The 22,291-nt window shown below is 68.3% G+C and carries 24 protein-coding genes; 4 read left to right on the top strand and 20 right to left on the bottom strand.

The genetic code is table 11. The features are described 5' to 3' along the window. Positions 1–16: 16 nt before the first annotated feature. The gene (locus M2165_RS04840; protein ID WP_280813546.1) at positions 17–934 is read right to left on the bottom strand and encodes a LysR family transcriptional regulator; all 918 of its coding nucleotides are present in this window, start codon (positions 932–934) and stop codon (positions 17–19) included. A gap of 107 nt (positions 935–1,041) precedes the next feature. Between M2165_RS04840 and M2165_RS04845 the strand changes: the two genes are divergently transcribed. Further along, positions 1,042–2,055, top strand: a complete 1,014-nt coding sequence (locus tag M2165_RS04845; protein WP_280813547.1) for a zinc-dependent alcohol dehydrogenase family protein — start codon at positions 1,042–1,044, stop codon at positions 2,053–2,055. 12 nt (positions 2,056–2,067) lie between these two features. Here the strand turns inward: M2165_RS04845 and cheZ are convergent, their stop codons facing one another. The 19 genes from cheZ to fliE form a co-directional block, all read right to left on the bottom strand. Then, the gene (gene cheZ, locus M2165_RS04850; RefSeq protein ID WP_280813548.1) at positions 2,068–2,718 is read right to left on the bottom strand and encodes a protein phosphatase CheZ; all 651 of its coding nucleotides are present in this window, start codon (positions 2,716–2,718) and stop codon (positions 2,068–2,070) included. A gap of 1 nt (position 2,719) precedes the next feature. Continuing rightward, positions 2,720–3,115: a chemotaxis response regulator CheY gene (cheY, locus tag M2165_RS04855; RefSeq protein WP_280817472.1), complete on the bottom strand. Its 396-nt coding sequence runs from the start codon at positions 3,113–3,115 to the stop codon at positions 2,720–2,722. Positions 3,116–3,151: 36 nt separating this feature from the next. Further along, positions 3,152–4,237, bottom strand: coding sequence for a chemotaxis response regulator protein-glutamate methylesterase (locus M2165_RS04860; RefSeq protein ID WP_280813549.1), 1,086 nt, complete (start codon positions 4,235–4,237; stop codon positions 3,152–3,154). Next, positions 4,234–4,878, bottom strand: a complete 645-nt coding sequence (gene cheD, locus M2165_RS04865) for a chemoreceptor glutamine deamidase CheD (RefSeq protein WP_280813550.1) — start codon at positions 4,876–4,878, stop codon at positions 4,234–4,236. The genes M2165_RS04860 and cheD overlap by 4 nt, the downstream gene beginning before the upstream one ends. Beyond that, complete coding sequence (locus M2165_RS04870; protein WP_280813551.1) at positions 4,875–5,699, bottom strand: CheR family methyltransferase; 825 nt, start codon at positions 5,697–5,699, stop codon at positions 4,875–4,877. Before M2165_RS04870 ends, cheD begins: the two co-directional genes overlap by 4 nt. Before the next feature lie 14 nt (positions 5,700–5,713). Continuing rightward, on the bottom strand, positions 5,714–7,027 hold the full coding sequence (locus M2165_RS04875; RefSeq protein WP_280813552.1) for an HDOD domain-containing protein: 1,314 nt from the start codon (positions 7,025–7,027) through the stop codon (positions 5,714–5,716). Between the two features lie 21 nt (positions 7,028–7,048). Continuing rightward, entirely contained in the window at positions 7,049–9,094 is a 2,046-nt protein-coding gene (gene cheA / locus M2165_RS04880) for a chemotaxis protein CheA (RefSeq protein WP_280813553.1), read from the bottom strand. A gap of 19 nt (positions 9,095–9,113) precedes the next feature. Beyond that, on the bottom strand, positions 9,114–10,058 hold the full coding sequence (gene motB, locus M2165_RS04885) for a flagellar motor protein MotB (protein WP_280813554.1): 945 nt from the start codon (positions 10,056–10,058) through the stop codon (positions 9,114–9,116). A 21-nt stretch (positions 10,059–10,079) separates the two neighbouring features. After that, positions 10,080–10,940, bottom strand: a complete 861-nt coding sequence (gene motA / locus M2165_RS04890; protein WP_280813555.1) for a flagellar motor stator protein MotA — start codon at positions 10,938–10,940, stop codon at positions 10,080–10,082. Between the two features lie 65 nt (positions 10,941–11,005). Further along, on the bottom strand, positions 11,006–11,602 hold the full coding sequence (flhC, locus tag M2165_RS04895) for a flagellar transcriptional regulator FlhC (RefSeq protein WP_280813556.1): 597 nt from the start codon (positions 11,600–11,602) through the stop codon (positions 11,006–11,008). Then, on the bottom strand, positions 11,599–11,937 hold the full coding sequence (flhD, locus tag M2165_RS04900; protein WP_280813557.1) for a flagellar transcriptional regulator FlhD: 339 nt from the start codon (positions 11,935–11,937) through the stop codon (positions 11,599–11,601). The genes flhC and flhD overlap by 4 nt, the downstream gene beginning before the upstream one ends. A 201-nt stretch (positions 11,938–12,138) precedes the next feature. Continuing rightward, positions 12,139–12,426 carry an EscU/YscU/HrcU family type III secretion system export apparatus switch protein gene (locus tag M2165_RS04905; protein WP_280813558.1) on the bottom strand — a complete coding sequence of 96 codons (288 nt, stop codon included), beginning with the start codon at positions 12,424–12,426 and terminating at the stop codon, positions 12,139–12,141. Further along, positions 12,423–13,739: a flagellar hook-length control protein FliK gene (locus M2165_RS04910; protein ID WP_280813559.1), complete on the bottom strand. Its 1,317-nt coding sequence runs from the start codon at positions 13,737–13,739 to the stop codon at positions 12,423–12,425. The genes M2165_RS04905 and M2165_RS04910 overlap by 4 nt, the downstream gene beginning before the upstream one ends. 19 nt (positions 13,740–13,758) lie before the next feature. Beyond that, a complete protein-coding gene (locus tag M2165_RS04915) occupies positions 13,759–14,088 on the bottom strand; it encodes a flagellar protein FliT (RefSeq protein WP_280813560.1) in 330 nt (109 codons plus the stop codon). A 22-nt stretch (positions 14,089–14,110) separates the two neighbouring features. Further along, the gene (fliS, locus tag M2165_RS04920) at positions 14,111–14,533 is read right to left on the bottom strand and encodes a flagellar export chaperone FliS (RefSeq protein ID WP_280813561.1); all 423 of its coding nucleotides are present in this window, start codon (positions 14,531–14,533) and stop codon (positions 14,111–14,113) included. A gap of 19 nt (positions 14,534–14,552) precedes the next feature. Beyond that, entirely contained in the window at positions 14,553–16,001 is a 1,449-nt protein-coding gene (gene fliD, locus M2165_RS04925; protein ID WP_280813562.1) for a flagellar filament capping protein FliD, read from the bottom strand. A 27-nt stretch (positions 16,002–16,028) separates the two neighbouring features. After that, a complete protein-coding gene (locus M2165_RS04930) occupies positions 16,029–16,385 on the bottom strand; it encodes a flagellar protein FlaG (RefSeq protein WP_280813563.1) in 357 nt (118 codons plus the stop codon). A 141-nt stretch (positions 16,386–16,526) separates the two neighbouring features. After that, positions 16,527–18,074, bottom strand: coding sequence for a flagellin (locus tag M2165_RS04935; RefSeq protein WP_280813564.1), 1,548 nt, complete (start codon positions 18,072–18,074; stop codon positions 16,527–16,529). A gap of 168 nt (positions 18,075–18,242) precedes the next feature. Further along, positions 18,243–18,566, bottom strand: a complete 324-nt coding sequence (fliE, locus tag M2165_RS04940) for a flagellar hook-basal body complex protein FliE (RefSeq protein ID WP_280813565.1) — start codon at positions 18,564–18,566, stop codon at positions 18,243–18,245. Between the two features lie 289 nt (positions 18,567–18,855). Here fliE and fliF point away from each other — a divergent pair, with 289 nt between their 5' ends. The 3 genes from fliF to fliH are packed head-to-tail and all read left to right on the top strand — an operon-like array spanning position 18,856 to position 22,287. Further along, positions 18,856–20,589 (top strand): flagellar basal-body MS-ring/collar protein FliF, encoded by a 1,734-nt coding sequence (gene fliF / locus M2165_RS04945; protein WP_280813566.1) that lies wholly within the window; start codon positions 18,856–18,858, stop codon positions 20,587–20,589. Next, positions 20,586–21,581: a flagellar motor switch protein FliG gene (gene fliG, locus M2165_RS04950; RefSeq protein WP_280813567.1), complete on the top strand. Its 996-nt coding sequence runs from the start codon at positions 20,586–20,588 to the stop codon at positions 21,579–21,581. The genes fliF and fliG overlap by 4 nt, the downstream gene beginning before the upstream one ends. Further along, positions 21,568–22,287 carry a flagellar assembly protein FliH gene (gene fliH, locus M2165_RS04955; protein ID WP_280813568.1) on the top strand — a complete coding sequence of 240 codons (720 nt, stop codon included), beginning with the start codon at positions 21,568–21,570 and terminating at the stop codon, positions 22,285–22,287. Before fliG ends, fliH begins: the two co-directional genes overlap by 14 nt. Positions 22,288–22,291 lie beyond the last annotated feature (4 nt).

Raw genomic sequence — 22,291 nt, forward strand, 5'->3', positions numbered from 1 at the left:
GCGTCAGCCGCGTTCTTCAGCCCGGTTCGAAGGCGCGCACCAGCGCGCCGCGCAGCCATTGCTCGGCCGGATCCCTATCGGCCGCCGCGCGCCAGCACATCGAGATCGCATACGCCGGGCTTTCGAAAGGCAGCGGCTCGCTGCGCAGGCCGGCGTTCTGCGAGCACAGCTCGGCCGCCAGGTAGGCCGGGACGGTCGCGAGCAGGTCGGTGCCCGCGAGCACCGCGGGCAGACTGCCGAACTGCGGGATCGAGACGGCCACGCGCCGCGCGCGGCCGAGCGCCGACAGCGCATCGTCGACGAAGCCGCGCAGATCCTCCGCGAAGCTCACGAGCGCATGCGGCCGCGCGCAGAATTGGTCGAGCGTGAGCGGCGCCTTCGCGGCATCGGCGCGCAGCACTGCATAGCGCGCCGTCGCGAGGCGCCGCACCTTGGCACCGGCCGGCAGCGCTTCGAGGTAAGCCAACACCGTGCTCACACGCCCATCGTGCAGATGCCGCGCCGCATCGCGGTGGCTCACGGTCGAGGCGACGAGCCTCGCATGCGGCACCTCGGCGCGCAGGATGTGCAGCAGCCTGGGCAGCAGCGCGATCTGCAGGTCGTCGGTCAGGCCGATGCGAAACACCGGCTGCGCCTGCGCGGGGTCGAAGCTCGACTCGGCGCGGAAGCTCGATTCGATCTGCTCGAGCGCCGGACCGAGGCTCTGCATCAACGCGATCGCGCGCGGCGTGGGCGCCATCTCGCGCCCCTGGCGCACGAAGAGCGGATCGCCCGTGAGCTTGCGCAGCTTCGCGAGCGCATGGCTCAGCGCGGGCTGGCCGATGTGGAGCCGCTCGGCCGCGCGGCTCACGTGCCGCTCGCGCATCAGCGCCGCGAGCACGGTCAGCAGGTTCAGGTCGATGCGGTTGAGTTCGGCGAGATTCAAGGGCGGCATCCACGATCGATGTTTCGCATGGCGATTATGTGATCTGTCGATTTCCCATCGGGCGGTGCGCTTCCTACATTCGTCGCAGACGCACTCAACCCCCAAAGGAGATTCACATGCCCAGGATGGTTCGCTTTCACGCCTTCGGCGGCCCCGAGGTCCTCGAGACCGAAACGCTTCCGACACCCGAGCCCGCGGCCGGCGAGGTCCGCATCGCGGTGCAGGCGATCGGCCTGAACTGGGCCGACGTGCTGTGGCGCCGCAGGCTCTACATCGAGGACGCGCAACTGCCGAGCGGCCTGGGCAACGAGGCCGCGGGCATCGTGGACGCGGTCGGCGCGGGCGTGCAGGGCCTTGCGGTCGGCGACCGCGTGGCGGTGCTGCCGGGCGCGCACCAGGGGCGCTATCCGACCTATGGCGAGCGCATCCTGTTCCCGGCCACGCACGTGGTGCGCCACCCCACCGGGCTTTCGGCCGAACAGGCGGCCACCGCGTACATGGCCTTTCTCACGGGCTACTTCGCGCTGTTCGAGATCGCGCGCCTGCGCCGCGGCGGCACGGTGCTGGTCACCGGCGCTTCGTCGGGCACCGGGCTGGCGGCGCTGCAGATGGCGCGCGCCGAGGGCCTGGTGGCGATCGCCACCACGCGCACGGCCGCGAAGCGCCAGGCGATGTTCGACGCGGGCGCGACGCACGTGGTGGTGACGCAGGCCGAGGACGTGGTGCAGGCGGTGCTCGGCCACACCGGCGGGCGCGGCGTCGACCTGGTGTACGACGGCGTCGGCGGTCCGCTGTTCGGGCGCCTGGGCGACGTCGTGGCGCCGCGCGGCTGGTATTTGCTCTACGGGCTGTCGGGCGGCGCGGAGCTCGCGTACCCCGCCACGGCCCAGTTCCGCCGGAGCTGGCGCTTCCACGTCTACAAGGTGCTCGAGTTCACGGGATCGGCGAGCATGGGGCTGCCGCGCGATGAAGAGGCGCTGCGGCGCGCACTGCAGTTCATCGACGCGGGCCTGGCCGACGGCCGCTTCGCAATGCGCATCGACCGCCGCTTCGCGCTGGCCGAGGCGGCAGAAGCGCACGCGTACCTGGAGCGCGGCGCGCACGCCGGCAAGGTCGTGCTCACGGTCTGAGCACGGCGGGGATCAGAAGCCCAGGCTCTCGAGCAGGTCGTCCACCTGCGCCTGGCCGGTCACGGCGTCGGGGTTGTCGGCGCGGACCTGCGGGCCGTTCTGCAGGCTGTTCTGCTCGGGCTCCGGCTCGTGGCGCTTGTCGCCGTGCGAGTTGTCGATCAGCACCTGCAGCAGCTGCGTCTCGACATCGTTGACCACTTCCATCATCTTCTTGATGACCTGGCCGGTCAGGTCCTGGAAGTCCTGGGCCATCAGGATCTCGATCAGCTGCGTGTTGATCGCGCCGGCCTTGCCGGGCACGTCCTTGAGGTAGCCGCGCGTGTCCATCACGAGCTGGCGCGCATGGTCGAGCTCGACCGGGTTGGCGAACCACTCGTCCCAGCGCTGGCTCAGGCCCTTGGCGTTGGTAGCGAGGTCTTCCTGCAGCGGCTGCGCGAGGTCGATGGCGTTGAGCGCACGGTGCGCGGCGCGCTCGGTCATGGTGGCGATGTAGCCCAGCCGGTCGCGTGCGTCGGGAATGGCCTGCGCGGCCTTGGCGACCTGCTTGTCCAGGCCGAGTTCACGCAGCCCTTCGCGCAGTTGCCGCGTCAGCTGCCCGATGCGCCCGAGCAGCTCCTCGGCCGTGTTCCCGTGCTCCGTGTGTTCGAGCGCATGCTGAGTCATCTCACACCGCCTCTTTCTGCAGCTTCTCGAAGATCTTGTTGATCTTTTCCTCGAGCGTGGCGGCGGTGAAGGGCTTGACCACGTAGCCGTTGGCACCGGCCTGCGCCGCGGCGATGATGTTCTCCTTCTTGGCCTCGGCCGTCACCATCAGCACGGGCAGCTTGCCGAGCTCGGGATCGGCGCGGATGGTCTGCAGCATGGTCAGGCCGTCCATGTTCGGCATGTTCCAGTCCGAGACCACGAAGCCGAAGTTGCCGCCGCGCAGCTTCTCGATGCCGGCGACGCCGTCCTCGGCCTCGTCGACGTTGAGGAACTCGAGCTCCTTCAGCAGGTTGCGCACGATGCGCCGCATGGTCGGGAAATCGTCCACGACCAAAATCTTGATGCTCTTATCGATCACGATGCTTCAACTCCAAACAGTTCGTTGCTTCTCTCAAACCCGGTTCGCGCGCTCGCCGAAGGTGCGCAGATGCGCGAGCACGCGGCGTCCCATTTCGTCCAGCGGCGCCACGTCGTCCACCGCGCCCAGCGCGATCGCTTCGCGCGGCATGCCGAAGACGACGCAGCTGGCCTCGTTCTGCGCGAAGGTGTAGGCACCGGCCTGCTTCATGCGCAGCAGGCCCTCGGCCCCGTCCTTGCCCATGCCGGTCAGGATCATCCCGATGGCGTTCTTGCCCGCATGCCTCGCGGCCGAATCGAACAGCACGTCGATCGAGGGCCGGTGCCGGTTGACCGGCGGCTCCTGGTCGAGCTGGGCGACGTAGTTGGCGCCGCTGCGCGCGAGCGAGAGGTGAAAGCCGCCGGGCGCGATGTAGGCATAGCCCGGCAGCACGCGCTCGCCGTGCTCGGCCTCCTTGACGGTGATGCGGCACAGGCCGTTCAGCCGCTGCGCGAAAGAGCGCGTGAAGCCGGGCGGCATGTGCTGCGCGATCAGCACCGCTGGCGCGTCGGGCGGCAGCGGCAGCAGCACCTCGCGGATGGCTTCGGTCCCGCCGGTGGAGGCGCCGATGATCAGCAGCTTCTCGGTGCTCAGCAGCGGGCTGCGCAGCAGCGGCTCCTGCGGGCTGTCCGCCGCGCCGCGCGCCTGGGCGCCCTGGCGGCTCGGCAGCAGCCGCGCCGCGGCGGCGGTGCGGATCTTGCCGGTGATGAGTTCGGTGTACTGCATCAGGCCGTCGCGCACGCCGAGCTTGGGCTTGGTCACGAAATCGATCGCGCCGAGTTCGAGCGCGCGCAGCGCGATCTCCGAGCCGCGCTCGGTCAGCGAGGACACCATCACCACCGGCATCGGCCGCAGGCGCATGAGCTTCTCGAGGAATTCGAGCCCGTCCATGCGCGGCATTTCCACGTCGAGCGTGAGCACGTCGGGGTTCGTCGCCTTGATGAGGTCGCGCGCCTGCAGCGGATCGGCCGCGGTGCCCACCACCGTCATGTCGCTCTGGCTGTTGATGATCTCGGTCATCACGCTGCGTATCAGCGCCGAGTCGTCGACGCAAACCACCTTGATCTTCTTGATGCTCATGCAATTAGCTTTCCGTTGCCGTAGGCGGCGGACCATCTGCGCAGGAGTTCCCCTTCGTCGCGCTGGACCGCCTGAATGTCGACCTGCGAGCGCAGCTTGCGCACCACGGCCTTGCCCGACGCGGGCAGCAGGCACACGCGGCGCGCGTGCAGGCCGCGCAGGTCCTGGGCGACCACGGCGATGCGCTGTCGCTCGAGGTAGCGCAGCACGAAGTCCGCGTTGCGCCCGCCGATGTTGAGCATGGTCATGTTCGCCAGCACCGCGGCACCGCCGAACACCTTGGCCTTGAGCCGGTCGCGGCGCGCACCGGCGCGCAGCATCTCGGCGATCAGCACGTCCATCGCATAGCCGCCGTAGCGCATCGATTCGACCTGCCCGCGCGGGTCGGCCTCGGCGTCGTCGGGCAGCATGAAATGGTTCATGCCCGCGACGCCGGCCTCCACGTCGGTGATGCACGCCGCCACGCAGGAGCCGAGCACCGTCGTCAGCAGCACGCCCGCATCGGTCACGTAGTACTCGGCCGGCAGCAGCTTCACCGCGGTGCAGTCGAAGTCGCGGTCGAAGTAGTGGTGCGTGGCCACCGCGCCCGGCGCGGCCGCGGGTGGCTTTCCCTTCTCCTGCAGCAGGCCGGTGATGGTCATGCGCGTCCCTTGCCGAGCGCGTACACGGTCTGCCCGACCGTCTTGAAGGTCTGGTTGACCAGCGACGCGTTCTCGGAGTGGCCGGCGAACAGCAGCCCGTGCGGCTTGAGCAGCGGAACGAAGCGGTCCAGCAGCTTCTTCTGCGTCGGCTTGTCGAAATAGATCATCACGTTGCGGCAGAAGATGGCGTCCACCGGCTCCTTCACCGGCCACGAGGAATCGAGCAGGTTGAGGCGCGAGAACTTGATCATCGCGGCCACCTCGGGACGCACCCTCACCTTGCCCGCGTTGGCGCCGGTGCCCTTGTTGAAGAAGCGGCGCAGCCGCTCGGTCGACATGCGGTTGACCTGTTCCATCGTGAAGACGCCGGCCGAGGCCCTGGCCAGCACGGAGGTGTCGATGTCGGTCGCGATGATGCGCGCCGTGCTGGCGCGGTCGCCGAGCGCCTCCATCAGCGTGATCGCGATCGAATAGGGTTCCTCGCCGGTCGACGCGGCGGCACACCAGACGGTGACCGGCTGCGTGCTCTTGCGCGCCAGGTCGGCGAGCACCGGGAAGTGGTGCGCCTCGCGGAAGAACGAGGTCAGGTTGGTCGTGAGCGAGTTGATGAAGAGCTGCCACTCGCTGTCGTCGCGGCTTTCCTCCAGCTGGGCCAGGTAGGTCGCGAACTCGGGCACCCCCAGCTCGCGCAGGCGGCGCGAGAGGCGGCTGTAGACCATCTGCCGCTTGTGCTCGCCCAGCGCGATGCCGGCGCGCCGGTGGATGAGCGTGCGGATGCGCGAGAAGTCGTTGTCGGTGAAGAGGAATTCGGAGGAGGTCATGCGCGGTGCGTCCGTCAGGCGGCTTCGGTCAAGGTCACGTCGTGCGACCAGGCCACGGCGCAGAGATGGGCGGCGTTCACCTGCTCGGCACCGAGCAGCAGCGATTCGGCCAGGCGCGCGGCGTCGCCGGTGTCCAGTTCGCAGGCCTCGGCCAGCGCAAGGAAGGGGCCGTAGACGCCTTCGCGCGCGAGGATCGCCTGCTGCACCGACGCGGGAAGCTGCACCTTGGCGAGCACTTCCCGCATGGGAACGCCCAGCAGCTGGTCGATCAGCGAGAACATGCCCACCACGAACAGGTTGTCCGCCTCGCCGGGCGGCAGCATGATCTCGCCCATCAGCTCGACGAAGCGGCCGCGCATGATCGCCTTCTTCATCATGAACGGCGGACTGACCGCGGCATTGCTCGTGGCCAGCAGCATCGAGAGCCAGCGGAACAGCGGCGAATAGCCGAGCATGGTCACCGCGTGGTGCAGCGAATGGATCTCCACGCCCGCGCCCACGGCGGGCGAGTTCATGTGGCGCAGCAGCCGGTAGGTCAGCGCGGCGTCGCGCTTGAGGGTGGCCTCGACCTCGCGCAGGTCCTCGTTGCGCTGGAGCATCTGCAGCAGGCGCACGATCAGCATCGACTCGGGCTGCAGCGCATGGTTGCCGGCCTGCACCGCGGGGGTCGGAAAGCCGCAGCGCGCCTCGGCGAAGACATCGATGCGTTGCGCGGCGCAGGCGTCGAAGTCGGCCCATGCGTTCATGCGCGTGGCGATCGGGTGGATCGGCATGTGGCACGGCTGCTCGCAGCCGCGGATCGCCGCCACCAGCGCGGGATCGCCCGCGCCGACGTCGAAATGCGTGATCAGTCCGCGCAGCTCCGGGTCCTCGGGCAGGGCCTGCGCGCGGCAGAGCATGAAGCTGAAACCCTGCTCGCGCAGGAACAGCAGCACCGGCCGCAGCTCCTCGTTGGCGAGGTCGTCGAGGCCGAGGCAGAACACGGTGTACTCGGGCGGCAGCGACTGCAGCGCGCCCAGCGCCAGCGCCTCGGCATCCACGTCGAAGAACAGTTCGCTGCGCCCGAGCTTCCAGGGCGAGTGCGGCGGACTGAGATGCTCGGTCACGCAGGCCAGCAGCGCCTTGAAGCGCGTGATCGCGTCCGGTGCCTGGGCCTCGGGCACCGCCGGGCGCCACGCGAGCTTGTAGCCGACGACGCGCTTCTGCGGGTCGAGCAGCAGCGTGTAGGCGACATAGCCGTCCGCGTTGCGCGCGAAGGCCGGGCCGTCGGAGCCCATGGCTCCGGCCGCCTTCTCGGCGCCGGAACGTCGGAAGAAATCAAAACGCATGGCGCTCGTCTCCGTCCGGGTTCAGACAGCCACCGGTTCCGACCTTGCCGCATGGGCGAGCGCCGAGGCGCGCACCGCATGCGCACGCTGGATGCGCGGCATGGCGCCCACGTCGATGATGAAGGCCACGCTGCCGTCGCCGAGGATCGTCGCGGCCGAGATGCCGGGCACCTTGCGGTAGTTGGTCTCGAGGTTCTTGACCACCACCTGGTGCTGGCCCAGCAGTTCGTCCACCAGGAGCGCGAAGCGGGTCTCGTCGGCCTGCACGATCACCAGGATGCCCTGCGTGGGATCGGTCTGCGCGCCGGACACGTCGAACACGCCGTGCAGCTCGATGAGCGGCAGGTATTCGCCGCGCACCTTGATCACGTGCCCGTCGCTGGTGATGGAATGCAGGTGCTCCGGCAGCGGCTGCAGCGACTCGATCACGTAGCTCAGCGGCAGGATGTAGGCCTCGCTGCCGACCTTGACCGACATGCCGTTCAGGATCGCGAGCGTCAGCGGCAGCACGATGCGCGTGGTGGTGCCCCAGCCTTCGCGCGAGCTGATCTCGACATGGCCGCCCATCTCCTGGATGTTGCGCTTGACCACGTCCATGCCGACGCCGCGGCCGGAGATGTCGGTCACCTGCTCGGCGGTGGAGAAGCCGGGCGCGAAGATCAGCTGCCACACCTCGTCGTCGGGCATGGTCTCGGTCACGGGCAGGCCCTGCTGCATGGCCTTGGCGAGGATCTTCTCGCGGTTGAGGCCCGCGCCGTCGTCGCTCACCTCGATCACGATGTTGCCGCCGTGGTGCTGCGCCGAGAGCAGCAGCTGCCCTTCGGCCTCCTTGCCCTTGGCAAGCCGCTGCGCCGGCGTCTCGATGCCGTGGTCGAGGCTGTTGCGCACCAGGTGCGTGAGCGGATCGATGATGCGCTCGATCAGGCCCTTGTCGAGTTCGGTCTCCTTGCCGAAGGTGTCGAGGCGCACTTCCTTGCCGAGCTTGGCGCTGACGTCGCGGATCACGCGCGGGAAGCGGCTGAACACGTAGTCCATCGGCATCATGCGGATCGACATCACCGATTCCTGCAGGTCGCGGGCGTTGCGCTCCAGATGGCCCAGGCCGTTGAGGAAGCGCTCGTACTCCACCGGGTCGAGCATGGTCGCGGCCTGCGTGAGCATCGACTGCGTGATCACCAGTTCGCCCACGAGGTTGATGAGCTGGTCGACCTTTTCCACGTCGACGCGGATCGAGCCCGAGTCCTTCGCGGCCGCCGCGGGCACCGCGGCACTGCCGGACGAGGGCTTGGCGGCCGGCGCGGGCGCTGCCGGAGCGGCCTGGACCGGCTGCGCGACGGGCGCTGCAGCGGCCGGGGCCGGCGCGGGTGCGCTCGCGGCCTCGGACGTGATCTCGATCTGCGATTCGTCGATGACGAAGCAGCACACGGCAATGATGTCGTCGGGCGCGCAGGCGGTTTCGAGCACCACCGTCAGCTGGTCGCCGGTGCGCGTGCGCGACAGCAGCTTGCCGAGGTTGCCGAGTTCTTCGGCCAGCAGCTCGCATTCGCTGTCGGACAGGCGCGAGAAGCGGATGCGCAGCGCGCCCTCCCCCGCGGCGGCGGCTGCTGCTGCGACGGGCGCGACCGGCGCGGCCACCACCACGGGCGCGGGCGCCGGTGCCGGTGCGGGCGCAGCGGTGCCTTCGGTTTCCAGCGCGAGCTGGCGCAGCACCTCGCAGATGTGGGCGACCCGCTCGGGATCGGGTTCGTTCTCGGCCTGGTAGGCGAGCAGCTGTTCTTGCAGGGCGTCCTTCGTTTCGAGGAATGAATCGATCATCGAGCGGCTCAGGTTCAGCTGGCCGTGGCGCGCACGGTCCAGCAGGGTTTCCAGAAGGTGGGTCGTGTCGGTGAGCGCCACGAAGCCGAAGGTGGCCGCACCGCCCTTGATCGAGTGCGCGGCACGGAAGATGGCGTTGAGCTGCTCGCTGTCGGGCGCCTCGGCGTCCAGCTCGAGCAGCAGTTGCTCCATCTGCGCCAGAAGCTCGACGGCTTCGACGAAAAATGCCTGGGTGAACTGACTGAGATCCATCGTTGTTCCGAACCAATGTCTAGGGTTGCTTCGACGCCGTCGACTCTTGCGAAGTCAGCTTGACGCCGTCGGCGGGCAGCAGCGGCGGCGAGGACGGCGGCTTCGGCTTCGCGCCCAGGCTTGCGCCCACGCTGCCGCCGCCGCTGTTCTCGTGTTCGATCTGCTGTTGCGTGCGGTGATTCAGCAGGATGATGCTGATTCGCCTGTTGATCGGATTGCGCGGATCGCTGCGGTCCAGGTGCATGCTGTCGGCCAGCCCCACCACGCGAAGCACCTTGTTCTCCGCCATGCCGCCGATGACCAGTTCGCGCCGCGATGCATTCGCGCGGTCGGCCGACAGCTCCCAGTTGCCGTAGGACTTGTCGCCCCTGCTGTAGACGATGGCGTCGGTATGGCCCGAGAGCGTGATCTTGTTCGGCAGCTCGTCGAGCGCCGGGGCCAGCTCGCGCAGGATCGCGCGCATGTGCGGCACCAGGCGCGCACTCGCCAGGTCGAACATCGGACGGTTCTCGCTGTCGACGATCTGAAGGCGCAGCCCCTCGGTGGTGATGTCGATCAGGATCTGCGAGCGGAACTGCTTGAACACCGGGCTCGACTCGATGAGCTTGTCGAGCTTCTCCTTCATGCTCGCGAGGCGCTCCGCGTCGGCGTCTTCCTCGGCGTCGGCGCGCTGCACCTCGCCGTCGGCGCGCGTGCTCGGATCCATGCCGCCGCCCGGAATCACGCTCACGCTGGTGCTGCTCTTCTCGCCGCCGTTGATCGCCACCTTCAGCGGCATGCGGAAATGCTCGGCAATGCCTTCACGCTGCCTGGGCGTGGCATTGGACAGCAGCCACATCACGAGGAAGAACGCCATCATGGCGGTCATGAAGTCGGCATAGGCGATCTTCCAGCCGCCGCCGTGGTGCGCGCCGCCGTGGCCGCCCACGCGCCGGATGACGATCCTGTGCTTTTCCGCGCTCATGGTGCGTGCATCCCGGCCGCGTCAGCGCGCCTTGACCTCGCGGACGTGGCTGTCGAGTTCGGTGAACGAGGGCCGCTCGGTCGAGAACAGCACCTTGCGGCCGAATTCCACCGCGAGCTGCGGCGCGTAGCCGTTGAGGCTCGCGAGCAGCGTCACCTTCGCGCACTGGTACATCTTCATGCCCTCGGCCACCTTCTGCTCGATCAGCGAGGCGAGCGGCGCCACGAAGCCGTAGGCCATCAGCACGCCGAGGAAGGTGCCGACCATCGCATGCGCGATCAGCGCACCCATCTCCGAAGGCGGCAGGTCGGCCGAGGCGAGCGCATGCACCACGCCCATCACGGCCGCGACGATGCCCAGCGCGGGCAGTGCATCGCTCACGCGCGACAGGCTGTGCATCGGGATCTCGGCCTCGTGCTTGATGGTCTCGATCTCGTGGTCCATCAGCGCCTCGATCTCGAACGCGTCGGTATTGCCGCTGATCACCAGGCGCAGGTAATCGCAAAGGAATTCCATCACGCCGGCATCGGCGAGGATCTCGGGATAGCGGCTGAAGATCTCGCTCTGCGGCGGGTCCTCGACGTCGGTCTCGAGCTTCATCATCCCTTCCTTGCGGGCCTTGGCGAGCAGCTCGTAGAGCAGCGCGAGCAGGTCTAGGTAGAGCTGCCGGTTGTGCTTCGACGAGCGCAGCAGCAGCGGCAGTTCCTTCAGCGTGGCCTTGATCGTCTTGCCGTTGTTGCCGGCAATGAACGCGCCCAGCGCCGAGCCGCCGATCATCAGCAGCTCGACCGGCTGGAACAGCACGCCGAAATGCCCGCCCATCAGGGCATAGCCGCCGAACACGGCGCCGATCACCACCAGATAACCAACCAAAAGGAGCACACGCTTCCCCTACTGCCCTTGAGGCTTCGATTCAAAAGCCCTGCCCGCGAGGAGCAGGGTCCGCTTCAGTGGAGCCCGCCCTCGAGCGCCGGCTCCACGCCAAAAACCATTCCATCGCCGGCGATCCCGGCCACCGCGCCGCGCTTCGCGCCGCGCGCCTTGCCCGCACGCGAGGGCGGACGGCACAGCACGCACACGTAGCCGCTCTTGTGGTCGTGCGCATGCGCGACGAACTGCCCCGCGCACCGACTGCAGGTGCTCAGCTGCAGCATGTCGCTGTCGAAAAAGCGCACCATCGTGTAGGCGCGCGTGAAATCCAGAATTGGCTCGCTGTCCTGAGCCGCAATTTGCTGCAAATACAGTTTGTAACTTTTAATTAGAATCCAGACCTTTTCTTCGTCGGAATGGATTTTCATGAATTGATAAATGTTATAGAACATGGATGAATGAATATTCGCCAGCCATGTCATATACCAATCCGTCGAAAAAGGCAGCAATCCCTTGGGTGGTGAAACACCCTTGATTTCCTTGTAAAGCCGGATCAGCCGTTCGCGGCTCAGACCCACCTCCGCCTCGAGGAACTGCAGCCGGGCGCCGAGCCCGATCAGCTCGATCGCGAGCTGCACTTCCCGAACCTCGCCAAGGACGGTCTTGCGCGTCATGCCGGCACCGTGTTCTTCTGCATCTGCAGGGTCCGCGCCGACATCAGGATCGCCATGTGCGCCTGCTGCAGCGTCGTGTCCTTGCCCTCGCCCACCACGGCCGACATCGAGGCGTGCTCGTTCAGCCGGAAGCTGCACAGCAGGAAGTTCGACGCCGCCAGCTTCAGGATCTGCGCCAGCGACATGCCGGCGAGCATGTCCGCCAGTTCGCTGCTGATTCCGAGGCGAAACATCGCTGCCACGCGGTCCTGCTTGACGAGCTTCTGAGCCAGCAGCATGTAGGCGAGGTTGACGTCGCCGATTTCCCTCGAGATCTCGCCGTTGGCTACATTCATCACGTTATCCGTTTCCAAAATGCACTCCGTTAGTCATGTCCTGGTGTGAATTATTCCCACCTAGTTAAAGTTTGTAACTTTCCATCCCAGGCAAACTGTAAAGAGGGCTACAACTGCATGTAAACTTTTGTTGCAACCACGCGACGCGGCTTGCGACGTTGCGATTGGTTCTCAGTAACAAGAGGTTTCAATGAATAAAAATTAAACATTGCGGCCACTCTCGGAATATTCGATGCCATGGATCCAGGCCATGACCTCGGCCACGGCCAGGTAGAGCTGCGGCGGGATCTGCCGGTCGAGGTCCACCTGCATCAGGAGGCGGATCAGGTCGGGCGAGGCGTGCACGTAGACACCGTTCTCGCGCGCCTGCCGCAGGATCGATTCGGCCGTCACGCCATAGCCCTTGGCCACCACGACCGGCGCCTTCGCCGGATCGGCATGGGACAGGGCCACCGCGCTCGGGCGCGTGGTGTCGGGTGCGGCGGTCATGCGTGCTGCTCCGTGGCTGCGTGTGCGGTGCCGGCGGCCATCGCGCTGATCTGCAGATCCTGCAGCCGCAGCCCCGCGGCCTCGAGGCGCGGCGCGAGCGCATGCCCCTCGCGTTGCAGGCGCGTCAACGTGCTCGCCTCGCTCGCGGCGAGCCGGGCCTGCACCTGCTCGCCCATGAGGCTGAGCCGCAGGTCCACCGCACCCAGCTTCGGCAGCGCGAGCGAGACGGTGGTGACCCAGCGGCGCGACGCGGCGGCGCCGTCGTCTTCGCGCGGGGCGCCGCGGGCTTCGCCGTCTTCGTCGGCGGGCGCTTCGGCCTCGGCGTGGATCGACCAGTGCATCGGCACCTCGGGCCAGGCCTGGCCGCTCCAGCGGAACACCGCGGTGGCGAGCAGGTCGAGCTGCTGGTGCACGAGGGCAGTGGTCTGCGGATGGATCACCTCGAGCGCCGTCGCGCGTGCCGGCGTGCCCGCGGCCTCCCGGAGTTCGCGCGCAGCGGCCCGGTCGGCCGGGGCTGCCGCCGCTTCGTCGCCCGACAGCGCGGCACGATGCAGCGCGGCGGCGGGCGTGTCGATGCGCGCGGTGGCGTTGTAGAGCGCCAGTTCGGGACTGGCAGCCGCGGTGGTGGTGGCGGGCACGTCGGGCGGCGTGGCAGCGGTCGGCGCCGGCATCGGAACCGAAGAAGCCGGAGGCAGCGGCGTTCGCGCAGCCGCCATCAGAGCCGGCGGCTGCTGCGGCAGCGTCGAGGGCAGTGCCTCGGGCGCTGCCCGGCCAAGCGCGGGCTGCTGCTGCTGTTGCTGCTGCGGCTGCTCGCGGGTCAGCCGCATCTGCGGCTCTTCGGCCAGCTGCTCCAGCGTGCGCAGGCCCGTCGCGAACTCGACCAGATGCGATTCGTAGAACATGCCGCTGCCGCTCAATGTCTGGGCCAGCGTGGCCGCAAGCACGGGGGCGGACGGAGCCTTCTGCGCCGACGCCCACAGTGGCGCGGTGCCCCGCACCGGTTCAGCCTCGGCATGCAGGTCCGCGAGCACGGCGCCGATGGCGCGCGCCGCGACCGACCACTGCGTCTCGATCGAACGCGGCCCATCGGCACGCGGCAGCGCAGGCCCTGCCGCCGCTGCGGGCAGCCGCGCCTCGAGCATCGCGTGGGACGGCAGCCGGACATCGTTCTTGACCTTCTGGATTTCGGCGACCGCACCCGCGGGCTGGCTGGTCCCGACCTCGGTCTGCAGCGCAGCGAGGTCCGGGCGCGACGCGACGAGCTTTGTTGAAAGCGTGGCATCGTGGGTTCCAACCGGACGGTTCATGCTCATGGGGTGCGCCGTCGTGCGATCAGTGCGGCAGGCCGTAGGCGCGATCGAGCTCGCTGCGGCGCTGCAGCTGCGCCATCTTGGCCAGCAGCTGTTCGATCTGCGGCTTCACGAGGCTCGAGACCTCGGCCTGATCGGCCTGGATGCGCTCGATCAGGTCGCACACATGCGCGCGCTGCTCGGCGGCGAGCGAGACCGTGCCGACGGCCTTGATGCGTTCCACCAGCACCGAGCTGCGGTCTTCGAGCTCGGGCAGCCGCTGCCAGTCGCCGGCCCGCGTCAGCGCGGCCATGAGCGACATCGTCGAGGCGAGCTCGCGATAGCAGCGGATGAGCTCCTGGTGCACCGGCATGGCTTGCGGTTCCGGCGAACGATCAGTTGCCGGCATGGCCGCCGCCGATCTCGCGCCATGCGGAGGCGATGTTCTCGAGCAGCGCCTCGGCTTCGTCGAGCCCCTTGGGCTCGTTGTGCAGGTTCGCATGCAGCAGCCGGCGAATCACGTAGTCGTAGAGCGCCGAAAGATTGCCCACCAGTTCCTCGCCCGAGTGGCCCGCGGCACGCGCGTCGAGGCCGGCCTTCAGGCCGTTGTCCACGATGTTGATCGCCTTGGAGATCGCCTTGCCCTTCGCGAGCATGTCGCCGCTCGCCATGTGGTGGCGCGCCAGGCCGATGCTCGTGGCCACGCCGTCGAACAGCATGACGATGAGCTGGTGCGGCGACGCGCTCATCGCGCGCGTCTCCACGCCCACGCGGGTGTATGCGTTGGCGCCGGTTCTGAAGGTGTGAGGGGTGTACATCGACGGCTTTCTGGGCTTGCTACTTGCGGCTCACGCCGTTCATGGCGTCGAACTGCTGCGTAAGGTAGGTCATGGTGTTGTTGAGGCTGTTGATCAGCACGTCGAGCTGGGTGAACTGCGCGCGGTAGCGCTCCACCGTCGACTCGACGCGCGCCTGCACCGCGTTGTACTGGTCGCTCAGGTCCTCGAGCGTGGTGTTCACACCGTTGGTGGCCGTGGTGAGCGCGCCGGTCGACGAGGTCAGCCGCGCCGCCAGCGCGCTCATCTGCTTGCCGTACCCGCGGGTGCTGTCGGTGGCGCTCGAGAACAGGTTGGCCACGCCGCTGAGGTTCTTGCTCAGCGCGTTCGAGAGCTTGGTCGCATCCACTGCCAGCGTGCCGTCCTTCTGGAAGCCGACGCCGATCTCGGTCAGCACCTTGATGTCGTTCGGCCCGCCTGCCTGCGCGGCGGTGAGCGTCTGCCGCACCTCGGTCATCAGGTTGCGCAGGGTCTGGTCGCCCATCAGCGCGGCGCCGGTCTTGCTGTCGGCGTCGTAGGCCGTGAGCTTGGTCGCGGTGCTCTGCAGCGTGTTGTAGGCCGTGACGAAGGCAGTGATCGCGGCCGACACCGTGGAGGTGTCGCTCGTCAATTTCAGGGTGGTGGCGCCGGTCTTCGCCAGCGTCAGCGTGGTGCCCTGGATGCCTTCCTGCACCGTGTTGGAGGCGCTGACGATGTCGATGCCGTTGATCTTGAGCTTTGCGTCCTGGCCGACCGAGGTCTGCTTCATCGTCTGCGTGCCGGCGGGATCGAAGGCGAGCAGGTTCTGCAGCGCCGCATCGCCGGTCACCGAGATCTTCATGGTCGAGGCCTCGCCCGATTCGGTCGACACCAGCACCAGCCGGTTGGGCGCGCCGCTGCCGTCGTTCACCACGCTGGCGGTCACGCCCGCGTTGGCCTTGTTGATCGCGTCGCGGATGCCTTCGAGCGTATTGGTGCTGTCGCCGATGGTGATCTGCGCCGCGGCGCGGTCGGCGTCGGTGGTGAAGCCGGCGCCGGTGTACTGCCCCGTGACCGGGTCCAGCGTGCCGCCCGTGATGCTGCCGAAGTTGATCGTGATGGTGCCGTTGCCGATCTTGGTCTTGGCGCTCGCCTGGCCGGCGGACACCAGCGACTGCGACTGCGCAAGCTGGCTCACGTCGATGGCATAGCTGCCTGCGACCGAGGTGTCGCTGGTGGTCGCGCTGAGCACCGAGCCCTCGCTGTTCGAGGCCTTCACGGTCCTGAAGAAGGCCGGATCGGCGAGCTTGTCGCTCGCGGTCTTGAGCGTGTTGAGCGCGCTCTGGATCTGGGAGTAGGCCGACAGCTTGGTGGTGTAGCTGGTCGCGCGCTTCTGGATGGCGGCGAGCGGCTGGCTCTCCGCGGACTCGAGCTGGGTGAGCAGGGTGGAAAGGTCCAGGCCGGAGCCGACACCGATGCTGCTGACGGGCATTTCTTGTTCTTCCTTTTGTTTGGTTGTTCAGGCCGATTCGCTCACGAGCGTGCCCTGGACCTTGCCCAGCAGCTTCGCGATGCGCAGCACTTCCTCGGACGGAATCTGGCGGATCAGTTCGCCGCTCAGGCGGTCGACCACCTTCACGACCAGGCGGTCGGTGTCCGCGTCGACCTCGAAGCGCACGCCCACCGAGCGGCTCTGCATCGAGGCGTTGATCTCGCGCACCGCGCTCTCCACGGCAAACGGCTGCACGTCCGCGGCGGCAGGCACCGGCTCCAGCGCGGTCCTGGCCACGGCCAGGGCGTCGGCATCGCTGGCCGGGCCGACGAGCGTTTGCGCGGCCCAGGCGCGGTCCACCGCGGGATTGACTGGTACTGACATGACACCGACTCCGGTTGTTTCGCTTTTCGCTGCGGTCTCCACCCGGAGGCCGCAGTGAAAAGCGCAGGCGCGCGGCCCGGGGGCCTCGCGTCTGCGCCGCGCACCTGCCTTGCGGCAGGCGCGCAGGACGCCTTGGAACGATCAGCGCAGGAGCGAGAGAACGCCTTGCGTGGTCTGATTGGCCTGGGCCAGCACCGAGGTACCGGCTTGCTGCAGGATCTGGGCGCGCGTCATGTTCGACACTTCCACCGCATAGTCGGCATCTTCGATACGCGAACGGGCGGCCGACAGGTTGTTGGTCGTGTTGTTCAGGTTCGTGATGGTCGACTCGAAACGGTTCTGCACCGCACCGAGCTGACTGCGCAGTTCGTCGACGCCGGCGAGGGCCTTGTCGATGGCGGCCAGCGGGTCCGGGTTGTACTGCTCGCCCAGCGTGACGGTGCCGTCGGCAGCCACGTTGGCCTTGAAGTACACGTCCGCGCCGTTCGCCTGGCCCTTGACCACGTAGCCGCCGGCGCTGCCGTCGGCATTGGTCACGGCGTGCAGCGTGGGCGACGAGCCGACCGAACCGGCCGACAGGCCCGACAGGTTGGCCGTGACGGCGGGAACCGCAACCGGCGGGACTTCGTAGCTGGTGATGGCGTCGGAGATGCCGGTGGTCGGAGCAGCGGCGGTCGCGAAGTCGCCGCTGTCGTAGCTCACCTGGCCGGTCGCTGCGTCGAAGGTCGCGCTGATGACGGTCGCGCCGCTGTCGTTCGACACGAACCAGTCGCCGTTCTGGTCGACGTACATCTCGATCGAAGCGGCAGCGTCCGTGTTCACGGCCGTCACGTTGTCGACGTTGACCGTCGCGCCGTTGCCGGTGGAGATTTCCTGGCCGGCGGTAGCCAGCGTGGCGGTCGGGGCAACGCCCAGCGGGGTCGAGCCGTCGAATTCGAGCGTGCCCGAAGCGCTGTCGTAGGTGGCAGCGTAGAAGGTCGTGCCGCCGTCGTCGGAGACATACAGCGTGTCGGCGTCGGCATCGTCCACGTACACGGTGTACGAGCTGGCGGATGCCGAGTCGACGGCCGTCAGGTTCACCGAGGTCGTCGAACCGGTCGAACCCGGCTTCACGGTGGTCGTGGCCGAGGTGGCGACGGTCGACAGGTCGAGCGACTTCTTGGAAATGTCCATGTTGCCCAGGCCGAGCGTCTTGGAGGTGATTTCCTTGAGGTTGATGTCGATCGTCTCGCCGTCATGGGCGCCGACCTGGATGCTCAGCTTGCTGTCCTTGGCGAGCACGCTCACGCCGTTGAACTTGGTCTGGTTCGACACGCGGTCGATTTCGTCGAGGCGCTGCTTGATTTCAGCCTGGATCGACGAAAGGTCGCTGCCCGAGTTCGTGCCGTTGGCGGCCTGAACCGACAGTTCGCGAACGCGCTGCAGGTTGTTGTTGATTTCGTTCAGCGCGCCTTCCGTGGTCTGCGCGAGCGAGATGCCGTCGTTGGCGTTGCGGGCTGCCTGGGTCAGGCCCTTGACGTTCGCCGTGAAGCGGTTGGCAATGGCCTGGCCGGCTGCGTCGTCCTTCGCGCTGTTGATGCGCATGCCGGACGACAGACGCTCGATCGCCGAGTTCAGCGAGCTTTGCGACTTGTTGAGGTTGTTCTGCGCAACCAGCGAGAGGCTGTTGGTGTTGATGACTTGCGCCATGTTCGACTCCTGATAAACAAAAGGTTGTGGACTCCGGCCATCGGCCGTAACGCTGGACCCGCCTCCACTTGAGGGACTCAAGCCATCGTTGGGTTAGTTATCGGCACGCTCCGGCGAACATTTAGGGCGGTGCCGAAAAAAGATCCACAACCGCTCGACCAGGGACGGTCAGGCAGGCAGGCTCATGATTTCCTGGTAGGCGGCCACGAGGCGGTTGCGCACCTGCAGGCCGGTCTGGAACGCCACGTTGGCCTTCTGCAGGTCGACCATCACGTCGTTCAGCGCGACGCCGGGCTTGCCCATTTCGAAGTCCTCGGCCTGGCCATAGGCCCTGGTCTGGGCGGTGCTGATGCTCTCGAGCGAGCGGCGCAGCTCGGCCGCGAAGCCGCCGGACTGGGCCGGCTCGGCGGCGGCGGCGGGCTGGGCGATGCCGGTCTGGAGCGCGGTGGCCCGCATCTGCTGCAGCACCGATTCGATGGCGGATATCGACATGGGACTCTCTTTCTCTCGGGGAGGGAATGGGACGAACAAGGAAGCGCTGCTGCGCTCCCGCGTGTTTTCAGCGTATCAGGGGAAGCCCGCAGGACATGGGCCCAACTGACGGCAAAAACCCCGGTTGTTCGACCAATCGAATATGGCGCGCCTGCTGAGAATCAACGCCGAACCCCAAGCCCGCTGACCACACACGGCCCCCCGGCATGACCCCAGAACATCCAAGCCTCCCGTTCCCTTCCAAGACCCCGCGCCGTCCGGCGTGGCCGGCAGCGGCGGAGGTTGCCCAATGAGTCCGGCGGCGCCCGCGGGCGCCGGCGCAGCGCCCTCCGCTGCTGCTTCGCCCTCCTCGTCCGGCTCCGCGCTCGCGGACCGCCTGCGCGCCCAGCCGAAGCTGCCCCTGATCGTGGGCGGCGCCGCCATCGTGGCGGCCGCCGCCGCGTTCATGCTCTGGAGCCGGGGGCCGGACTACGGCGTGCTCTATACCAATGTGTCGGACCGCGACGGCGGCGCGATCATCGCGTCGCTGCAGCAGATGAACGTGCCCTACAAGTTCACCCAGGGCGGCAGCGCCATCCTGGTGGCGAGCGACAAGGTGCCCGAGCTGCGGTTGAAGCTCGCGGCGCAGGGCCTGCCCAAGGGCGGCGGCGTCGGCTTCGAACTGCTCGACAACCAGAAGTTCGGCACCAGCCATTTCGCCGAGCAGGTCAACTACCAGCGCGGCCTCGAAGGCGAGCTCGCGCGCTCCATCGAATCGATCGGCTCGGTCGAGACCGCGCGCGTGCACCTCGCGCTGCCCAAGCCCTCGCTATTCGTGCGCGACCAGAAGAAGCCCTCGGCCTCGGTGGTGCTGTCGCTGCACCGCGGCCGCAGCATCGACGAAGGCCAGGTCAGCGCCATCGTGCACATGGTCTCGAGCAGCGTGCCCGAGCTCAACGCCAAGAGCGTGACCGTGGTCGACCAGAACGGCAACCTGCTGTCGGCCGCCAACGCCGGCGCGCGCGGGCTGGACGTGAGCCAGCTCAAGTACGCGCAGGAGATCGAGCAGGGCTACATCCGCCGCATCGAGGCGATCCTGCAGCCCATCCTCGGCGCCAGCAACGTGCGCGCGCAGGTCGCGGCGGAGATCGACTTCTCGGTGGTCGAGCGCACCGAGGAAAGCTACAGCCCGAACCAGGCGCCGCGCGCCCCGGCCATCCGCAGCCAGACCTCGAGCGAATCGCTGCAGCAGGGCGCGACGCCGCCGGGCGGCGTGCCCGGCGCGCTGTCGAACCAGCCGCCGCAGACGCCGAGCGCGCCCATCACCGCGCCCGGCACCCCGCCGGCGCCGAACGCACCCAATGCCGCCGCCGCGCCGGGCGCCGCCGCGGCCACCGCCGCCACGGCCCTCACCGGACCGGGCAGCTCGCGCAAGGACGTGACGACCAACTACGAGCTCGACCGCTCGATCCGCCACGTGCAACAGGCCGCGGGCGGCGTGAAGCGGCTGTCGGTGGCGGTGGTGGTGAACCACCGCGACGCGCCCGATGCCAGCGGCAAGCTGGCCCCGCGCGCGCTCACGCCGGCCGAGGTCGAGGAGATCCGCAACCTGGTGAAGGAAGCCATGGGCTTCAGCCAGGACCGCGGCGACTCGCTCAACGTGGTGAACACCGCCTTCGCCCGCGATGCCGGCGAGGCTTCGGGCCCCGAGCTGCCGTTCTGGCGCGACCCGGCCAACCTCGGCCTCGCGAAGACCGCCGGCCAGTACCTGCTGATCGCGCTGCTCGCGCTGTTCGCCTGGTTCTCGGTGCTACGGCCGCTGCTGCGCCGCCACCTTGGACCGCCGCCGGAGGCCGCGCCGGCCGCTGCGGCAGCACCCGTCTCGACCGGCGATGCGGCCGAGGACGAGGCCATCGCGGCGCGCGAGAACGCGCGGCTGCGCGAGGTCGAACGCCAGAAGGCCGACCTCGACTACGTGCACCAGACCGCCGACCAGGACCCGCGCCTGGTTGCCACCCTCCTCAAGCACTGGATGAACTCATGAGCGAAGCAGGCACCCGAAAGGCCGCGATTCTGCTGATGTCCCTCGGCGAGGACCGCGCCGCCGCCACGCTGCACCACATGCCCGCCACCGAAGTGCAGGCGCTGGGCGCCGCGATGGCCAAGCTGAGCCAGGTCTCGAAAGACGAACTGGCAGCCGTGCTGGCCGAGTTCCGGCTCGAGACCGAGCAGCTCTCCGCGCTGCACCTGGGCTCGGGCAGCTACATCCGCGCCGTGCTGCGCAAGGCGCTCGGCGACGACCGCGCGAGCAACCTGCTCGAGGACATCCTGCAGCCCGACGAGCCGCACGGCGGCATCGAACGCCTGAACGACCTCGAAGCGAGCGAAGTGGTGGAGCTGGTGCGCGACGAGCATCCGCAGATCCTCGCGACGCTGCTGGTCCACCTCGACCGCAAGAAGGCTTCCGAAGTGCTCGAGAAGCTGCCCGAGCGGCTGCGCCACGACGTGATCCTGCGCGTGGCCACCTTCGGCGGCGTACAGCCCGCGGCGCTGGCCGAGCTGACCGACGTGCTGACCGAGATGCTCTCGGGCGAAGGCCTGAAGCGCAGCCGCCTGGGCGGCGCGCGCACCGCCGCCGAGATCGTGAACCTGATGAACAGCGCGCAGGAAGAGGACGCCATCGCCCATGTGCGCGCCCACGACGAGGCGCTGGCCCAGCGCATCGTCGAGGAGATGTTCGTGTTCGAGAACCTGCTCGACCTGGAAGACCGCTTCATCCAGCGTCTGCTCAAGGACATCGAGTCCGATTCGCTCATCGTCGCGCTCAAGGGCTCGGCGCCGGAACTGCGCGAGAAGTTCCTCAGGAACATGTCGCAGCGCGCGGCCGAAACGCTGCGCGAGGACATCGAACTGCGCGGCCCGGTGCGCGTCTCGCAGGTCGAGACCGAGCAGAAGGCCATCCTGCAGGTGGTTCGCCGCCTGGCGGATGCGGGCGAGATCGTCGTTTCCACGCCTGGCACCGATGACTTCGTCTGACGCCACCTTCGGTTCCGCCGCCGCGCGCCCGCGCCTGTCGGCCTGGCAGCGCTGGGAAATGGGTGCACTCGAGGCCGACGCGCGCGCCGCCCGCGCGAGCGCACCGCCGCCTCCGGCGCCGCCGCGCCGCGACCCGGCCCTGCTCGCACGCGAGGCCGAGCTGCAGCGCCTGCGGCAGGAAGCCCGTGCCGCGGGCGAGGCCGAGGGCCGCCGCGAAGGCTGGGCCCAGGGCCATGCCGAAGGCCACGCCGAGGGGCTGGCCGCCGGCCTCGCGGGCGCCGCCGCCCATGCCGAACAACTGCGCGCGCTGGCCGCCTCGCTGCCGGCCGCCCTGCAGAGCGCCGAGGGCGAGCTCTCGCAGGCGATCCTCGCGCTCGCGCTCGACGTGGCGCGCCAGGTGATCCACCGCACGCTGCGCGTCGATCACGACTGGGTGCTCGCGCTGGTGCAGGACCTGCTGCACACCGAACCCGCGTTGCAGGGCGAACCGCGCCTGCTGCTGCATCCCGACGACGTGCAGCTCGTGAAGAACAGCCTCGGCAGCGAACTGCAGTCGGCCGGCTGGCAGCTGCGCGCCGACGACTCGCTGGCGCGCGGCAGCTGCCGCGTGCGCTGCGCGAGCGGCGAGATCGACGCCACGCTCGAAACCCGCTGGAAGCGCGTGGTCGGCGCCTTCTCCCCCTATGCCGATGCCGAAGGTGCCTGACGCC

The organism is Variovorax sp. TBS-050B, assembly GCF_029893635.1.
Lineage (GTDB): Bacteria > Pseudomonadota > Gammaproteobacteria > Burkholderiales > Burkholderiaceae_C > Variovorax.

Coding starts and splice junctions, on each gene's coding strand:
- M2165_RS04915 (WP_280813560.1), bottom strand. CDS start 14,088: ATGCCGGTGCACCAGGAGCTCATCCGCTGCTATCGCGAGCTCGCCTCG.
- M2165_RS04910 (WP_280813559.1), bottom strand. CDS start 13,739: ATGAGCATGAACCGTCCGGTTGGAACCCACGATGCCACGCTTTCAACA.
- fliF (WP_280813566.1), top strand. CDS start 18,856: ATGAGTCCGGCGGCGCCCGCGGGCGCCGGCGCAGCGCCCTCCGCTGCT.
- M2165_RS04875 (WP_280813552.1), bottom strand. CDS start 7,027: ATGCGTTTTGATTTCTTCCGACGTTCCGGCGCCGAGAAGGCGGCCGGA.
- motB (WP_280813554.1), bottom strand. CDS start 10,058: ATGAGCGCGGAAAAGCACAGGATCGTCATCCGGCGCGTGGGCGGCCAC.
- M2165_RS04845 (WP_280813547.1), top strand. CDS start 1,042: ATGCCCAGGATGGTTCGCTTTCACGCCTTCGGCGGCCCCGAGGTCCTC.
- M2165_RS04930 (WP_280813563.1), bottom strand. CDS start 16,385: ATGTCAGTACCAGTCAATCCCGCGGTGGACCGCGCCTGGGCCGCGCAA.
- M2165_RS04935 (WP_280813564.1), bottom strand. CDS start 18,074: ATGGCGCAAGTCATCAACACCAACAGCCTCTCGCTGGTTGCGCAGAAC.
- fliE (WP_280813565.1), bottom strand. CDS start 18,566: ATGTCGATATCCGCCATCGAATCGGTGCTGCAGCAGATGCGGGCCACC.
- cheD (WP_280813550.1), bottom strand. CDS start 4,878: ATGACCATCACCGGCCTGCTGCAGGAGAAGGGAAAGCCACCCGCGGCC.
- M2165_RS04870 (WP_280813551.1), bottom strand. CDS start 5,699: ATGACCTCCTCCGAATTCCTCTTCACCGACAACGACTTCTCGCGCATC.
- M2165_RS04860 (WP_280813549.1), bottom strand. CDS start 4,237: ATGAGCATCAAGAAGATCAAGGTGGTTTGCGTCGACGACTCGGCGCTG.
- fliD (WP_280813562.1), bottom strand. CDS start 16,001: ATGCCCGTCAGCAGCATCGGTGTCGGCTCCGGCCTGGACCTTTCCACC.
- flhD (WP_280813557.1), bottom strand. CDS start 11,937: ATGAATGTAGCCAACGGCGAGATCTCGAGGGAAATCGGCGACGTCAAC.
- cheZ (WP_280813548.1), bottom strand. CDS start 2,718: ATGACTCAGCATGCGCTCGAACACACGGAGCACGGGAACACGGCCGAG.
- M2165_RS04840 (WP_280813546.1), bottom strand. CDS start 934: ATGCCGCCCTTGAATCTCGCCGAACTCAACCGCATCGACCTGAACCTG.
- cheA (WP_280813553.1), bottom strand. CDS start 9,094: ATGGATCTCAGTCAGTTCACCCAGGCATTTTTCGTCGAAGCCGTCGAG.
- fliH (WP_280813568.1), top strand. CDS start 21,568: ATGACTTCGTCTGACGCCACCTTCGGTTCCGCCGCCGCGCGCCCGCGC.
- fliS (WP_280813561.1), bottom strand. CDS start 14,533: ATGTACACCCCTCACACCTTCAGAACCGGCGCCAACGCATACACCCGC.
- fliG (WP_280813567.1), top strand. CDS start 20,586: ATGAGCGAAGCAGGCACCCGAAAGGCCGCGATTCTGCTGATGTCCCTC.
- flhC (WP_280813556.1), bottom strand. CDS start 11,602: ATGACGCGCAAGACCGTCCTTGGCGAGGTTCGGGAAGTGCAGCTCGCG.
- M2165_RS04905 (WP_280813558.1), bottom strand. CDS start 12,426: ATGACCGCCGCACCCGACACCACGCGCCCGAGCGCGGTGGCCCTGTCC.